Genomic DNA, 16,442 nt, shown 5'->3' with positions numbered 1-16,442 from the left:
ATATAAAAAGCCCCGCCAAAAAGGCAGGGCTTTAATATTCGTGTCGATTCTGAAAATTATTCAGCGTCGATAGATACGAATTTACGGTTTTTAGGACCTTTAACTTCAAACTTCACTTTACCGTCAGATAGAGCGAATAGAGTATGGTCTTTACCTAGGCCAACGTTTGTGCCAGCGTGGAACTTAGTACCACGTTGACGAACGATGATGTTGCCTGCTAATACAGACTCGCCACCGAAACGCTTAACACCTAGGCGTTTGCTTTCTGAATCACGGCCGTTATTAGTAGAACCGCCAGCTTTTTTATGTGCCATCTTTAAATTCTCCTGTTATTAAGCGCTGATGCCAGTAATTTTGACTTCAGTGAACCACTGACGGTGGCCCATTTGCTTACGAGAGTGCTTACGACGACGGAACTTAACGATTTTTACTTTATCGCCACGACCGTGAGTAACAACTTCAGCAGTTACTTTACCGCCAGCTACAAAAGGTGCGCCTACAGATACTTCTTCGCCATTAGCTACTAAAAGTACTGAGTCAAATTCAATGCTAGCGCCAGTTTCAGCGTCTAGTTTTTCTAAGCGTAAGGTTTGGCCTTCGCTTACACGGTGTTGTTTACCACCACTTTGGAAAACAGCGTACATGTCTTACTCCGCTTCTCCGCATAGGCCATTTGCCACGTCTAAAATGGGCAATGGGTATGCGCTTAATCTTGTCATCAATAGGGCGCGAATGTTACGCGAAAAGAGACTTTGTGGCAAGCCATTCTCGAAAGAAAATTGGTGAAAAGCTACCCAACACAAAAACTGTTTGAAATAGCTGTATTTGAGGTTATGACGATATGGTTATTTTAGTGTAAGATTCACGTATCAATTCGAAATATTTTCCGCCCTACGCGGCTAACAATCTTGCTGGACGTATAATGGATTTTAAAGCTATCCAAGCGCTCACCGCCAACGATATGGCGGAAGTCGACGCGAAGATACAGGCGCAACTGAACTCAGATGTAGCCCTAATTAATCAACTCGGATTCTACATTGTAAACAGTGGTGGAAAACGTATTCGCCCTATGTTGGCTGTATTAACAGCCCGCGCACTTGGCTATGACGGTGATAAACACACCACAGCCGCTGCTTTTGTTGAATTTATTCATACCGCTACATTGCTTCATGATGATGTGGTTGATGAATCAGATATGCGTCGTGGTAAAGAGACTGCCAACGCAGCTTTCGGGAATGCGGCCAGTGTGTTAGTTGGTGATTACATCTATACGCGTTCATTTCAAATGATGACAAGCCTAAGATCATTAAGGATCCTTGACATCATGAGTGAAGCAACTAATGTGATCGCCGAAGGTGAAGTACTGCAGTTAATGAACTGTAATGATCCTGATACCACAGAAGATAGCTACATGCAGGTGATCTACTCAAAGACCGCACGTTTATTTGAAGCATCAACTCAAATTGCAGCGATCATCGCTGACGCATCTGCGGAAGTTGAAGTTGCACTGCAAGAATATGGTCGTTATTTAGGTACTGCTTTCCAATTAATTGATGATGTTCTTGACTATGTTGCCGATGGTAAAGAAATGGGTAAGAACGTTGGCGATGATCTTGCAGAAGGTAAACCAACATTACCATTACTACATGCTATGCATCATGGCGATCAAGCGCAATCTACAATGATTAGAGACGCTATTGTGCATGCTAATGGTATGGATAAGCTTGATGCTATTCTGGCTTGTATGCGTCAGCACGGCTCGTTGGAGTACACACAACAACGTGCAGAACAAGAAGCACAAAAAGCCATTGCTGCACTTGCTCCAATTGCTGATTCAGACTATAAACAAGCACTGATTACGCTTGCTCATATGGCAGTACAACGTAAGAAATAATCTATCCCCCCCTATTTATCTATATATTCAAACCTGTCTTTTAAAGACAGGTTTTTTATCTCGTGTTCTATACCAAGATAAATACCACGATCAATCATGATCTATACTGTAGCTATCACACCAATTTTATGTGTAACAGACAAAGAAGGTGATCATGGATATTAATCAATTAACAATGGGTATGTGGGTAGAATCTCACCATGGGGTAGGAAAAGTGATCGGAATCGATCATCAATATAATTCTGTGATCATTGAACACGCCCAGGATCACCAATTACAGTCAATTGATGTAGCAGATCTTATCGAGCAGCCACAACTCCATAATGGCTGTGAGCGCTACTACTAAAAATAACCCTTTTTTATTACATATAAAAAAAGCGGCTGTTATAAAGCCGCTTTTTTGTGCTTAGTCTGTTAATGCCTATTTAGCGGCAAATTCTTCACCAAGCGCGATATCTGCACGTAATGTTTCAAGCATGCTTTCTAAGGCATTTTGTTCAAACGCACTTAACTTGCCATAATCCATCACTTCTTCAATCCCCTCTTTACCCAATAGCACAGGTTGAGCGAAGAAACGCGTATGTTGGCCATCACCTTCAACATAAGCACACTCGATTACACCTTGCTCGCCTTGTAGCGCTCGCACTACAGCCAAACCAAAGCGACACGCCGCTTGACCCATAGACAAGGTTGCAGAACCGCCACCCGCTTTAGCTTCTACAACTTCAGTACCGGCATTTTGAATACGTGGTGTTAATGCTTTAACTTCATCTTCAGTAAAGCTCACGCCTGCAACTTGCGATAATAATGGTAAAATTGTCACACCTGAGTGGCCGCCGATAACAGGAACACGAATATCACACGGAGAAACACCTTTTAGCTCTGCTACAAATGTTTCAGAACGAATCACATCTAACGTCGTAATACCAAAGAGCTTACGCTTATCGTAGACACCCGCTTTTTTGAGTACATCAGCAGCAATTGCAACCGTGGTGTTAACTGGATTTGTAATAATACCAACACAAGCTGTTGGGCATACTACTGCAATTTTTTCAGCTAATGATTTAACGATGCCAGCATTTACATTGAATAAATCAGCACGATCCATTCCAGGTTTACGCGCGACACCAGCAGAAATAAGCACAACATCAGCCCCTTCTAATGCTGGTGTTGGATCGTCCCCACAATACCCTTTAATTGCTACAGGTGTTGGGATATGACTTAAATCAGCCGCAACACCGGGTGTTACTGGAGCTATATCATATAAGGCAAGATCTGAGCCTGCAGGTAAACGGTTTTTCAATAGCAACGCTAATGCTTGACCAATACCACCAGCCGCACCAATTACAGCAACTTTCATATTCGTTCTCCTTTACGATAGAAGTATATTTATTGACGTGGGTACAATCTGATCCAGTTAATAATCGTAGTAACTGAATAACAATCTATGGACGTTATATTAAGCAAAAAAAAATTACAATCATCTCCGACTCGCTTTGCGAAGTAACGCAGAATCCCATAAAAATGCACTCAAACGCTTTTATCAGACAAATAAATTATAAATTTAATCGTGACTCGTCTTTAGTCGGTTTCAACTAATTAGTCATGATAAAACAATGACAAAAGTCACAATAAAAAATTTTATATACGCCAAAAATGCGATTTCACATATTTATTTTGATGCACATTGTTTGCCAGTGAGTCACAGGTTATGCAAAAATGGCTTACCTCGTCCCTGTAGATAATATTTACTTATGCGAAATTCAGATAAGCAAGAACGTTTAGTTAAAGCATTTAAATTAATTTTAAAAGAAGAAAAGTTCAGTTCTCAAGGTGAGATTGTTGATGCATTGAAAGCACAGGGTTTTGATAATATTAACCAATCAAAAGTCTCTCGTATGCTAACAAAATTTGGTGCCGTACGTACTCGCAATGCCAAAATGGAAATGGTGTATTGTTTACCGATTGAACTTGGTGTACCAACAATTACTAGCCCATTAAAAGAGCTTGTAATGGAAATTGGCTTTAACAGTGCATTAGTTGTGATCCACACCGGTCCTGGTGCTGCACAAGTCATTGCGCGTTTATTAGATTCTTTAGGTAGAGCAGAAGGGATTCTTGGTGTTGTTGCGGGTGATGATACTATCTTTATCACACCAACTAATAACATCACCACCGATGAACTTTATGAATCAGTGTGTGAGCTATTTGATTACAGCAACTGATTGACGGACGATTAGGGTCTATCTAACTTTATATGGCATCAGCATAATTGCTCAAGAAATATAGACCCTTCGTTTATCATATGTCACTCATGTGAGCGTGACCAATCACGGTTGACGTTGATCATATCCCCAACGTGGCACCAATCCCTGCTCAATGTTGAGATGATCTAATATTCGAGCTACCATAAAATCAACCAAATCATCAATGGTTTGTGGTTGATGATAAAACCCAGGAGCTGCAGGCATAATCGTAACCCCCAACTGCGATAGCTTGAGCATATTTTCTAAATGAATGCTTGAAAATGGCGTTTCTCGAATCACCAACAGTAACTGCCCACGTTCCTTAATAACCACATCAGCAGCCCGTTCTAACAAGTTATTTGACATGCCATAAGCTACAGATGCTAACGTTGATGCCGAGCATGGACAAATTACCATTTGCCTTGGTGCAGCAGATCCCGATGCAACCGGTGCAAACCAATCTTCTTTACCACATACCACCAACTTGTCAGTTGAACACTGTAAATGTGCGACTAACTGTTGTTGGGCTGTTGCTGGTGCTGCCGATAATTTAAGTCCATGTTCAGTCGCTAACACCACTCGTGCAGCGGATGAAATTAACAGATAAACCTGATAATCGGCAGCTAACAAGCATTCAAGTAAACGCAAACCATAAGGTGCACCAGACGCACCCGTCCATGCTAATGTTATCTGCTTATTCGTCATTATCTCTCACTTTATTTTGCTGTTAATGCCGCTAGTAATTTGTCATGAATACCGCTAAAACCGCCATTACTCATCACTAAAATCGTATCGCCAGCTTGTGCAGATTTAACAATATTTGCCACCAGCGTATCAATATTGTCACTACAAAATGTAGGTTGTGGACACTGATCGGCAATCTCTTGTACTGACCATGGTATGTTATCTGGCTGAAATAAAAATACCTCATCAGCCGCATGTAAAGCTGGCGCTAAATCGTGTTTATGCACCCCTAATTTCATAGTATTTGAACGTGGTTCAAGTACAGCAAGAATACGAGACTGATGTAATTTAGCTCTTAATCCACCTAAAGTTAATTCAATCGCCGTTGGGTGATGGGCAAAATCATCATAAACCGTAATGCCATTTATCTCACCTTTATACTCTAATCTACGCTTAGTATTGATAAATTTAGCTAATGCGTCACACGCTAAATTCGCCGTAACTCCAACATGTCGAGCTGCTGCAATAGCCATTAATGCATTATTGACATTGTGATCGCCAACTAACGCCCAATCGACAGTACCAACCAATTTATCATCAAGATAAACATCAAACACACTGCCATCAGCTAACTTTTTATCTGCACGCCAATGACCATCATCACCGATATATTCCAGCTCACTCCAGCAGCCCATGGCTAAGGTCTCATCAATATTTTTCACGCCATGCGGCGCTAAAATACGTCCATTACCAGGTACTGTACGTATTAAATGATGGAATTGGCGTTGAATGGCTTTTAAGTCATCAAAAATATCAGCGTGATCAAACTCAAGGTTATTCATGATCAATGTGCGAGGATGGTAATGAACAAACTTCGAACGTTTATCAAAAAAAGCACTGTCATATTCATCAGCTTCAACAACAAAGAACATGCTTTCGCCAAGACGAGCAGAAACACCAAAGTTTCCAAGCACCCCCCCAACAAGAAAGCCTGGCTGATAACCACAATCATCTAAAATCCACGCTAACATACTCGCGGTTGTGGTTTTACCATGGGTTCCAGCAACCGCCATAACCCAACGATCATGTAATAAATAATCCTGTAACCATTGCGGGCCTGAGGTATAACGTAAATTATTATTAAGTACATATTCAACACATGGATTACCACGGCTCATAGCATTACCAATAACCACTAAATCAGGCGCTGGTTTTAATTGCTCAGGATCATATCCTTGAATTATTTCAATGCCTTGAGACTCAAGCATCGTACTCATAGGCGGATATACATTGGCATCAGAACCCGTTACTTTATGGCCTAACTGAGTCGCTAATGTCGCAGCGCCTCCCATAAATGTTCCACAAATACCTAAAATATGAATATGCATAACTGCTGTTTCCATCCTTAAATTTTATTAATGTCACGCTTTGACGTTACTTCGTTACCATAAAAAAGATCTTTATATACAATTCTTTATATAACAAAAAATACAGTGAGGCATTAGCCTTCATTACACATTGAGATCCAATAAGTATACAACTGAACTTACATCTTCTTCTGACAACATAATGCAAGGATTGTTTATGACCGATATTAGAACGCTTGGTGAATTTATTGTCGAGAAACAGAATGACTTCCCTCATGCTAGTGGCGAACTATCATCACTTCTTGGCTCAATAAAACTAGCGGCTAAAATCGTAAATCGCGAAATCAATAAAGCCGGATTAGCCGATATAACGGGAGCCGTTGGTATAGAAAACATACAAGGTGAAGAGCAACAAAAACTTGACCTTTATGCCAATGATAAATTTAAAGCCGCATTAGAGGCACGCGATCAAGTGTGCGGTATTGCCAGCGAAGAAGAAGATCAAGCGGTTAGCTTTAACCGACAATTAAACAGAGATGCTAAATATGTAGTGTTAATGGATCCTCTTGATGGCTCATCTAACATCGATGTTAATGTTTCTGTCGGTACCATATTCTCTATTTATCGCCGTATATCCCCCGTTGGATCCCCCGCAACAGATGCTGATTTTCTGCAACCTGGACACTGCCAAGTAGCTGCCGGTTATGTTATCTATGGTTCATCCACCATGCTAGTTTACACGACCGGAAATGGCGTCCATGGATTTACTTATGATCCCTCACTGGGTGTATTTTGCCTCTCTCATGAAAATATGCAAATTCCTGTTGATGGAAATATCTACTCCATCAACGAAGGCAATTATATTCGGTTTCCATTAGGCGTGAAAAAATACATAAAATTTTGCCAGGAATATGTACCACAAGATAATCGCCCTTATACATCACGCTACATTGGATCTTTAGTGGCTGATTTCCATCGTAATCTATTAAAAGGTGGCATCTACCTTTACCCAAGTACAGCCAGTTATCCCAATGGTAAATTACGGCTACTATATGAGTGTAATCCAATGGCATTATTAATCGAACAAGCGGGAGGACGGGCAACAGATGGCCAGCAACGTATTCTAGATCTTGTGCCAACCGAGTTACATCAACGCGTTCCTTTTTTCGTTGGCTCAACCAATATGGTTAATAAAGTAGAAGCTTTCCTGCACGAAGTTGATGAACAATAACCATTGATACTCAAGGTGGCATTAGCCTAGCCACCCTGAGTATCAACCATCACCGCTTTCAGCTGTCGTTATCCCTTCAGCGACGATATTCTGACTACAGTTGTTTTTACTATAAATCATGATAACCTCAAAGTGTGTAACATTTAATTAACAACAGAGAGACCAATCATGAGCTTAAATAAAGTAACTGCTGGCCAAGATCTTCCTCACGACATTAACGTTATTATTGAAATACCGGCTAATGCCGATCCAATTAAGTACGAAGTCGATAAAGCCAGTGGGGCTATTTTTGTTGATAGATTCACCTCAACACCAATGTTTTACCCATGTAACTATGGCTATATTAATCATACTCTTTCACTGGATGGCGATCCTGTCGACGTCCTAGTGCCAACGCCATATCCATTACTAGCAGGATCAGTCATTCGCTGTCGCCCAATTGGGGTATTAAAAATGACTGATGAATCAGGTGAAGATGCCAAAATTGTAGCGGTACCTCATAGCAAACTCAGTGGTGAATATAACCATATTCAGAATATTGATGATCTTCCAAGCCTATTAAAAGCGCAAATTGTTCACTTCTTTGAGCACTATAAAGAATTAGAAGCCAATAAGTGGGTTAAAATTGATGGGTGGGAAAATGTAGCAGCAGCCAAAGACGAAATTATTACCTCGTTTGAACGCGCACAAAAATAGCGATCAATACCAATGAAACACACACTACGATATACATCACTAATAGCCGCACTTAATCTTACCGTGATGATTCCAATAACTTATGCCCAAAACGTTTCTGTTCAACAATTTTGGCAACGACAACAGCAACAACCACATATCATTATCGACGTTAGAACGCCAAATGAATTTTCACAAGGACATCTAGATTCGGCCATCAATGTTCCTTACCAAGATATTGCAACCATAGTGACAATCTATAAAGATAAAGGTCAACCGATCTTACTTTATTGTAAATCAGGTCGACGAGCCGAAGTAGCTGCAGCAACATTACACCAGCTAGGATACACCGCTGTATATAATGGTCGTAATTATCAAGATCTCAATGCAGCACAACCACACCCTTAGCTATAATGACATGAAACAAAAAACCCGATTATCACTAATCGGGCTTTTTATTATCAAGATTTAAACGCTAAAGTATCAAGACTATGTTTAATCAAACTCAAATTGGTAAAGTAAGTCCACCGTCTGATCAAGACCAGAAACCGCTTCAACATACAAGTTTCGCATTAGTCGGTAGCGTAAAGTAAATTCGTCCACTTGGTTGAAAATACCTACCCCATATTTAACCTGTAACCCTGGTGCTATATAACCACTGATTGTCACTTGCGAATCATCACCTGCACCAGCCGTTGATAAGCTTAGATCTTTAACACCGACAGCCTCACCAACATCACCCACCAATTGACCACTTTGTGCCAAGCCCATACCAATCAATGCGGTTGTCATGGCACTATTACTATCACCGGAGCTTTCAGAATCAAGATTCTTACCCGTTAGGATATATGACAACGCATTTTGTTGTGGCATCGCAGGATCAGAGAATATATTTACTTCTGGTTTATCCGCAGGTCCCGTTACTCGAACTCCAGCAATAACATCATCTTCAACATTATCAGGATCTCGAATTGCCTCGATAGAAAGATAAGGTTGCTCTGCTGGACCATTAAACAAAATTTGTCCTTTACGGATCAACAATTCTTGCCCTAATGCACGGTAATACGATCCTTTAGCAATATTAACTTCACCATAAATCATCGGTCCTTTGCCAGCTTGGCGAACGTTTAGATCACCCAACAAGCCCGCTTTTAAACCAAATGCCGACAATTTAACATCATCGCCAATATGAACAAAAATATTGGTTTTAATATCAAAAGGAACTTCTGATTTTTCTTTTAGCGGCTGCATATTATCTTTTAAGATCACTTGATCTTTTGAGACTCTCACTGCCGATTTAGGTAGCTGATTAACCGTAATACGTCCCCATGGAATACCAATTTTTCCGGTAATTTCAGCCATCGTTGGTGAAGCTTCAATCGTTAAATCTGGTGATACTTTCAATGCAACCATTGGCGGTACACTTACTTTTAACTCTTTGCCATTAACATTCAGCTTCGTTTTCCAAGCATTCATATCCTGCCAATCACCAGTACCTCGCAATAATAATTGCCCATCTGGCGTGTAAATATTACCGATTAGATTGGCGTTATAACCATTAAATGCCAGTTTAATATCTGCATTTTTAATATCTAACGGTACCTTACGTCCTGTTGCCTCTAGTTTAGACACTTGTAATAAACCATTAACCGCAGGATGTAAGATAGGCCCTGTCACTGTTAAATTCGTATCAACTTGGCCATCAAACTTATGATAATCTTTGATCATCGGCTCAAGGAATCCTAGTGTAAAACGATCTAGCTTCACATTAGCATTGATCTGCTTATCTCCTTGCAGATTAGTGATCCTTGCACGGCCACTTAAATCACCATTATTCTTAATTGCAACTAACCAATTTGCATTTAACACATCATCTTGCATTTCTGCATTAACGGTCACCTTATCCCAACCTAATGTTAGTGGTTGTTCATCACTACTCATCTGCTGACGCATGCCACCCGTTGGCATAATGATATTTGCTTTTAGATAAGGTGCCGATTTAGGAGACCATCTCGCATCAACGTTTGCCCCGACTTCACCTGTTACTTTTAGTTCAGGTGGTAGGAACGGCTTTAACAAATCAAAGTTAAATTTACGAATAGCTAACTGTGCCTGACCTGATGTGCCAGCGCTAAGATCATTAGTTAAGCAAATACCTGCTTGTCCTTGTTGCCAACAATGCGCACCAACATTTGCCATTGCCGTTTTAAGATCATAGCGAATCAATGTCGGATGATTAAGTACCCAGTTCCCTACAGGCGTACTAATATCACCTTTAACTAACGTTCCTTTCCAGCCAGTTTTCTTATTAAAATCACCATTGATCAATAAATTAGCGCCAACAGGATCACCTTTCGCATTAACACTTAGACTATGCTGCTGCTCAGTGCCTTTAAATAGAATATTAAGATCATCAAGGGTTGTTGTGCCATATTTACCCTTTCCAGCATTCAAGCTAACATTCGCTTTTAGCATCGGTAAAGGCGTCACATTACCTTTAAGATTAAACGAAGCTAAGCTTGCTAACTGTTGCCAGCCTAAATCATTACCTTGTAAATCAAGCTTAACATCTGGTGTCGCCATGCTTCCTGAGAGTATTACATCGCCATTAACTGCACCGTGGAGGCCTTTTAAAGATTTAGATAAATTCGGTGCATTAATATTAGCAACCATGTTCCAGGTCTTATCAAGCTCACCTTTTATCATCATGCCATTAGGACCATGTTTTAATGTTAATCCAGGTGTATTGACCCGCAATAAATCCCCTTTGCCATTAACATCAGATGCATCGACCTTACCAACCAGCGTTAAGGTTTGTTTCATGATAGTGCCGTTAACCGCTAATTGTGGCAGTTTAACAAACCATCCACCTTGTTTAGTTAAGCCACCAGAAGTATCAAGCTTACCACTAACATTGCCTTGTGCCGCAGGCCACTGTAAACCCGGTTGAATGTCAGCAAATTCTAACTGCCCACTCCAGTTTACTAAATCTTTCCAGCTTGCTTTTGCATTGCCCGTGATAACACCACCTAAGGTATTAATTTTTAATGATGAAAGGTCGACCTTATTTAGATCACCTTTACCATTAAGAGCAAACTTCACTGCCGGCATTTGTTTGCCATCAATGTTACTTTTCGCTTTAAATGTAAACCCGTTTAAACTACCTTTCGCATCAATATTGGTATGATCAACAGTAAACTCAGCCGGCTTATCAATTGGCCACTGTAAATGTCGGCTAGAGATTGCAACATCAAATGGAAAATCTGCTTTTAACGGCGATAAGCGACCTTTAACGATGGCGTCTAATTTACCTTTAAGCTGCGCATCAACAACGAGCTTTTGTAATGAACCACTCGCTTTTAATGTCAGTGTTTGACCACTAACAGGCTTCATTGCGATATTAGCATCAGCATTTAACGTTAAAGGATAATCACCCGCCAATGTTACTTGTGCCTGCGCTTTCAAATTTGCTTGTGGCGCATCAAGCTGTAGCTTTTTAAGGTTAATTTCACTCCCTTTTCCTGATGCAATAACTTCAAGTAAAGATACTTTTTGCGATGCTTTACCTTCTAATTCAAAATTCTTAACTGTAAAACGTTCAATATCGAACGACATTGGTAATACAATATCCGGCAATGTAATTACGGTAGTATCAGATTTAGCTTTAACCTTTACTTTTGGCTTTGCTTTCGATTTTACAGGCTCTTTCGCAGGAGCGAGTGCTAACTTAATATTGTCCCAATCCGTCGGCTTTAATGTAACATGACTACCAACAACCGTCGCAGCGGTAGAGAAATGTTGCCAATTAACTTTGTTTTCCAAGATATCAAGATCAATATTATCTAAAGTAACGTTATCAATTTTGATTGGAATCGGAAGACTAATTTCAGTTACAGGTTTTGATGGTTGTTCAGGCTCAGTTGTTGGCGGTAATGTTGGCATTGAAAACTTAACGCCATTAACCCCTACATTTGAAATACAAATCTCAGGTGTCAATAAACAGCGATCATCCAAGGTTAGATTCAACTGGTTAACAGCTAAATTCATATTACTATCTTGATAGCGTACATTATCAACTTGAAAGCCGCGTAATAGAGAGCCGGAAGTTTCACCTATAGATAATGTAGGTAACGCTTTTTGCGCTCCCCAGCTAGCAAATTTTAACCCAGCAGGGGTATATAAGATCACCGCAATAGCGATCACTAGTAATAATAAAATTGCTAAAATAGTCAGGGATATGCGCTTTACCCAGATCATAATTCAGGCCCTAGAGTAAAGTGAAGTTGGAACTTATCCTTGTCGGGTTTATCAAGCCCCCAAGCAAAGTCGATACGAACGGGTCCCACTGGAGATGCCCAACGAATACCGAAGCCAGTACCTCGCATCCAATCAGGTTTATTATCATTCCACGTTGAGCCATAGTCATAAAATAATGCCCCCCACCAATCGCCATATAAACGATATTGGTATTCAATGCTACTGGTCGCCATATATTGACCACCAACCATACGGCCTAAATCATTACGCGGTGAAATCGACTCATAGCCATAGCCTCTAATGCTATTGTCACCACCAATAAAGTAACGTAATGATGGTGGAATATCACGAATACTATCAGCTAATACTGCACCACCTGCCATACGGAAAATACCGCGCTGATTTTCACTTAACGTACGAATCCATGCCGATTTTGCTTGTAAACGAATTAAGCTCGTATTTGAGCCTAAGGCTTTATCTGCAAATTCAACGGAAAAATTATATTTACTACCAGACGTGGGGAATACACCACCTGTAAAATGACTCTTGCTATAAGAAAGCCCAGGTAAGAAGACATTAAAGGTGCCATCCTCATCACCACCCTGCTTATATTTTTCATTAAGCCAATGTAGTGAAACAGTTCGCTCCCATCCAGAAGTTAGCTTCCAGTGTCGTTCAACGCCTAAGCCTAGTTGCGTACTGATTGTATCGTGACTGTCAACATAACGAATACCACCAACAATTTGATAATAGTTATTTAAAACATCATCGAGTGGAATTTTATAGGCGGCTTCAAGCTTTGGTTGTTCTTTTGAAATCTCGGATTTAAGATAAAAACTATGACCATTACTGGTAATCCATGGCTTTTTCCAATTAAATTTCAAACGAGGGCCAGTATCAGTTGAAAAACCAATACCCGTTTCAATTTGATTTCTCACCTGAGGAGTTAAAGCAACCTCAATTGGAATTTTATCATCTTTACGTTTAGTAACATCTCCACCAACATAAATAGATGAGAACCAACCGACATTAGATAAACGTTCATTATATAAACCTAATTTAGATGCTAAATAAGGCTCATTTTCTGTATAAGGAATCATTGAGCGAAGTCGTTCGTCTTTAATTTGACTTCCGGTAAAATTGGTATCACCAAAGGTATAACGGCGTCCAGAATCAAAATCTATCGTAATGATCGCTTCATTACGTGTAGGGATAACCCCTAATTCGGTTCTCTTTAACTCTGCATCAAAATAACCACGGCGTACAGCTAAGCTTTGTAACGCTGATTTTAAGGCTTCATATTTACCCTGATTAAGGGGCATTCCAACGCCTAACCCGCTATTTTTTAATAATGAAACAAAAGCCGGATCATCATGAGCATCACCTGTAATAATGATATTACTTTGGCTAATATGAGTACGAGGACCAGCATCAACAGTGACAGTTATATCCGTATTTTTACCACTTCCTTTAACCTGATAGTCATACGTCGGCTGATAATAGCCCAACGCTTGTAATGCTTGACTGATTTCAGATTTAACCTGCTCTTGAAAGCGCAAGGTATTACTATAGTCATTTTTAGAAATAGCCGATAAATAGGCATCGACATTATCCTCAAGACTACTATTTAATCCCTTCACTTTAAGAGATGCCGCCATTGCCGGACTTGATAACACTAAGGCAAAAGATGCAACACCCAGCCATTGATAAACTTTATTCATTCGAATTATGCTTCTTGGAAAAAATTAGATTCATTCACACGGTCTATTTTGGCAAATGGTGTAGATCTATACCAACAATAGCTACAAATATTATTGATAATAAACCACTCAATTCATATATGTATCATTAATAATGTACTCTATTAGTCTTAATTATTTAACGTCATCAACTTTTATAATGATAATCAGAACGCCTACATCATGACAATGTTACATAACAACTCAAGATTTATAGAGCAATTATTCTCATTTTAGCTAAGTAAATTCTAACACTAATAGTGCGCTAAATATTATCAACAAGCTTTGCAAAATGAAAATAGCAATTCTCTAGCCATTACATTTTTATTTTCCCTTGATGAATATACGCATAAAAAATAATTATTAACAATAAAGTATAATAGGTTTGATATCCTAATACATAAAACAGCATAATTTATTACCAATGTAGTATAATTTAAACAATGGTTACAGAAAGTGCCTTAATTTCTTTATTTACCTCCGATATTACATTCAATACTTTAAGATCAGCAGATAGAGGTGCGACCAATCGACCATTTTCAAATTCAAAACCGCCAATTCCACTAATAAAGAGTCGCCCTCGAAAGAAATTTTTGACGTACTTTGCTATTTGAATAGGACGATAAACTTGGAATATTCTTAACATAAATCCTCACATAATAATGAATAAAACGCAGTGATTTTTATTAACAATCAAACATGCAAACAATCTGCCATATAAAATGGATATTAATAATTAATGATAAAAATAGAATAATAACGATATTGAAATAGAATTCACAATACGAATAACATCATAAATAAAAAGGGAAATTATGTATAAGATACTTTTAACTTTAATTTTTATTGCTTCGATACCAACAATCGCTCAAGCAAATAATCTTGAAAAAGGTACATTACTGACGCCGATTACAATAACAAGTAAAGGTGAACTTGTACTGAACAATAACAGTATTAGTTATCAACCATGGCACAGTACGCAACTAACAAGAAAAGTTCGTATCATAATGGCAATCGCTGGAAGAAGTTCTGCAAAAAAGATCAATGCAGACTTAATCAAAGCGATCAGTGACGCACATTTTCCAGAATCAAAATACCAAACAACAACAATCATCAACCAAGATGACGCTGTCTGGGGAACATCAGGCTTTGTCAAAAGCGCTTCAGAAGACAGCAAGAAACAGTATCCATGGTCGTCTATAGTTCTAGATAGTAATGGCATAGCACAGAAAACATGGGAACTACAAAAAGAAAGCTCTGCCATTATTGTTCTTAACCAACAAGGAAAAATATTATTTCAACATGAAGGCCAGTTAAGCCAACAACAAATCAAACAAGTCATATCATTAGTAAAGATAAGCCTATAACGACTATTTACTACTTAAGATATATTCATGTAGGCCGTTACAAGTAGCGGTCTGATAGTTAGTAGATATTGAATAATGACAACAACACAACCACCTTTAAAAAATATATCTGTAAAACGACAACGGACTAGTAGTAAGAGTCGAACTCATGCACTAGCACAGCACTTTGGTTTTGACGGGTTAATAAACTCTAATAATGAACGTTCCTTAATGGAAAGGAATATTCATAGCCAACAATTACAGCAACAACACGAACAATATAATATCGAAACCATCTTTAAGCTAACTTATGATCAGTGTAATAATGAAACGACTACAGAACCCGATCCTGATTGGCTAGTACGTTTTATTAATATGGCAAAACAAGTTTATAGTCCATCTATGCAAAAATTATGGGCTCAAATTCTCAAAAAAGAGTTGATATATCCAGGATCGACATCGCTAAGAGCACTTACAATTCTAATCTCAATGACCCATAAAGAAGCATTGTTATTTCAACGTGTTATGAGCGTAAGTTGCCAAGTAAATAATAATAAAGATAGAAAAGTCATTACGAGTATTAAAACAACTGAGAAAATTATTTATTTTGGGACAAAGAGTAAGAGCTACCCTATTGAATATCATCAATACGCTCTACCGTATTCAAGTATTATCATTTTAATGGACTTAGGGCTAATATTAAAAACAGAACTTGAATCAAGTAAAATAAATCATACACAAAATATTCAATTACACTTCAAAACTATTAGTTATACACTTAGCTGCCATAATAAAAACACATCTCTTACTTATTACCGCATATCTCCAACAGGACAAGAACTCGCCTCCCTAATAGACCATAATACAAATACTAAATACCAGGATTATCTATTAAGTAGACTAATACAAGTATTCACAATTACAACTAGTAACTAAATATTATGTGGTGATTTCAATAAAGAATATAGCCTTGTCGTTATAAATAACTTATCACTTTTTACAA

16 protein-coding genes are annotated in these 16,442 nt (G+C 38.8%); 8 read left to right on the top strand and 8 right to left on the bottom strand.

Annotated elements, in window-relative coordinates:
- Positions 1-56: 56 nt before the first annotated feature.
- On the bottom strand, positions 57-314 hold the full coding sequence (gene rpmA / locus VXS03_RS14965) for a 50S ribosomal protein L27 (protein WP_036796188.1): 258 nt from the start codon (positions 312-314) through the stop codon (positions 57-59).
- Between the two features lie 18 nt (positions 315-332).
- Positions 333-644, bottom strand: coding sequence for a 50S ribosomal protein L21 (rplU, locus tag VXS03_RS14960; protein ID WP_005369904.1), 312 nt, complete (start codon positions 642-644; stop codon positions 333-335).
- 278 nt (positions 645-922) lie between these two features.
- Here rplU and ispB point away from each other — a divergent pair, with 278 nt between their 5' ends.
- Together ispB and VXS03_RS14950 are read left to right on the top strand one after the other, a co-directional pair.
- Complete coding sequence (ispB, locus tag VXS03_RS14955; RefSeq protein ID WP_327764625.1) at positions 923-1,894, top strand: octaprenyl diphosphate synthase; 972 nt, start codon at positions 923-925, stop codon at positions 1,892-1,894.
- A 154-nt stretch (positions 1,895-2,048) separates the two neighbouring features.
- On the top strand, positions 2,049-2,240 hold the full coding sequence (locus VXS03_RS14950) for a hypothetical protein (protein ID WP_327764624.1): 192 nt from the start codon (positions 2,049-2,051) through the stop codon (positions 2,238-2,240).
- A 75-nt stretch (positions 2,241-2,315) separates the two neighbouring features.
- Here the strand turns inward: VXS03_RS14950 and mdh are convergent, their stop codons facing one another.
- Positions 2,316-3,254, bottom strand: a complete 939-nt coding sequence (gene mdh / locus VXS03_RS14945; protein ID WP_327764623.1) for a malate dehydrogenase — start codon at positions 3,252-3,254, stop codon at positions 2,316-2,318.
- 394 nt (positions 3,255-3,648) lie between these two features.
- Between mdh and argR the strand changes: the two genes are divergently transcribed.
- A complete protein-coding gene (gene argR / locus VXS03_RS14940; RefSeq protein ID WP_327764622.1) occupies positions 3,649-4,119 on the top strand; it encodes a transcriptional regulator ArgR in 471 nt (156 codons plus the stop codon).
- A gap of 105 nt (positions 4,120-4,224) precedes the next feature.
- On the opposite strand, the gene VXS03_RS14935 is transcribed toward argR, so the two are convergent.
- On the bottom strand, positions 4,225-4,845 hold the full coding sequence (locus tag VXS03_RS14935; protein WP_442957455.1) for a flavin prenyltransferase UbiX: 621 nt from the start codon (positions 4,843-4,845) through the stop codon (positions 4,225-4,227).
- 11 nt (positions 4,846-4,856) lie between these two features.
- Entirely contained in the window at positions 4,857-6,212 is a 1,356-nt protein-coding gene (gene mpl, locus VXS03_RS14930; RefSeq protein ID WP_327764620.1) for a UDP-N-acetylmuramate:L-alanyl-gamma-D-glutamyl-meso-diaminopimelate ligase, read from the bottom strand.
- A 196-nt stretch (positions 6,213-6,408) separates the two neighbouring features.
- On the opposite strand from mpl, the gene fbp reads away from it, so the two are divergent.
- The 3 genes from fbp to VXS03_RS14915 all read left to right on the top strand — a co-directional run bounded on the left by fbp (position 6,409) and on the right by VXS03_RS14915 (position 8,505).
- The gene (fbp, locus tag VXS03_RS14925; RefSeq protein ID WP_327764618.1) at positions 6,409-7,422 is read left to right on the top strand and encodes a class 1 fructose-bisphosphatase; all 1,014 of its coding nucleotides are present in this window, start codon (positions 6,409-6,411) and stop codon (positions 7,420-7,422) included.
- Positions 7,423-7,590: 168 nt separating this feature from the next.
- Complete coding sequence (gene ppa, locus VXS03_RS14920) at positions 7,591-8,118, top strand: inorganic diphosphatase (protein ID WP_327764616.1); 528 nt, start codon at positions 7,591-7,593, stop codon at positions 8,116-8,118.
- A 12-nt stretch (positions 8,119-8,130) separates the two neighbouring features.
- Positions 8,131-8,505, top strand: a complete 375-nt coding sequence (locus VXS03_RS14915) for a rhodanese-like domain-containing protein (protein ID WP_327764615.1) — start codon at positions 8,131-8,133, stop codon at positions 8,503-8,505.
- An 87-nt stretch (positions 8,506-8,592) separates the two neighbouring features.
- Here VXS03_RS14915 and tamB read toward each other — a convergent pair whose 3' ends face one another.
- The 3 genes from tamB to VXS03_RS14900 form a co-directional block, all read right to left on the bottom strand.
- Positions 8,593-12,354 (bottom strand): autotransporter assembly complex protein TamB, encoded by a 3,762-nt coding sequence (gene tamB / locus VXS03_RS14910; protein WP_327764613.1) that lies wholly within the window; start codon positions 12,352-12,354, stop codon positions 8,593-8,595.
- Complete coding sequence (gene tamA / locus VXS03_RS14905; protein ID WP_327764612.1) at positions 12,351-14,075, bottom strand: autotransporter assembly complex protein TamA; 1,725 nt, start codon at positions 14,073-14,075, stop codon at positions 12,351-12,353. The genes tamB and tamA overlap by 4 nt, the downstream gene beginning before the upstream one ends.
- A gap of 454 nt (positions 14,076-14,529) precedes the next feature.
- Positions 14,530-14,739, bottom strand: coding sequence for a DUF1107 domain-containing protein (locus VXS03_RS14900; RefSeq protein WP_327764611.1), 210 nt, complete (start codon positions 14,737-14,739; stop codon positions 14,530-14,532).
- Between the two features lie 169 nt (positions 14,740-14,908).
- Between VXS03_RS14900 and VXS03_RS14895 the strand changes: the two genes are divergently transcribed.
- Together VXS03_RS14895 and VXS03_RS14890 are read left to right on the top strand one after the other, a co-directional pair.
- A complete protein-coding gene (locus VXS03_RS14895; protein WP_327764610.1) occupies positions 14,909-15,460 on the top strand; it encodes a YtfJ family protein in 552 nt (183 codons plus the stop codon).
- Between the two features lie 75 nt (positions 15,461-15,535).
- Positions 15,536-16,375: a TIGR03899 family protein gene (locus tag VXS03_RS14890; RefSeq protein ID WP_327764608.1), complete on the top strand. Its 840-nt coding sequence runs from the start codon at positions 15,536-15,538 to the stop codon at positions 16,373-16,375.
- Positions 16,376-16,442: the final 67 nt, after the last annotated feature.

Origin of the sequence: Photobacterium sp. S4TG1 (genome assembly GCF_036040035.1) — a bacterium.
Taxonomy (GTDB): Bacteria; Pseudomonadota; Gammaproteobacteria; order Enterobacterales; family Vibrionaceae; genus Photobacterium.
This window is presented reverse-complemented; position numbering and strand designations above follow the sequence as displayed.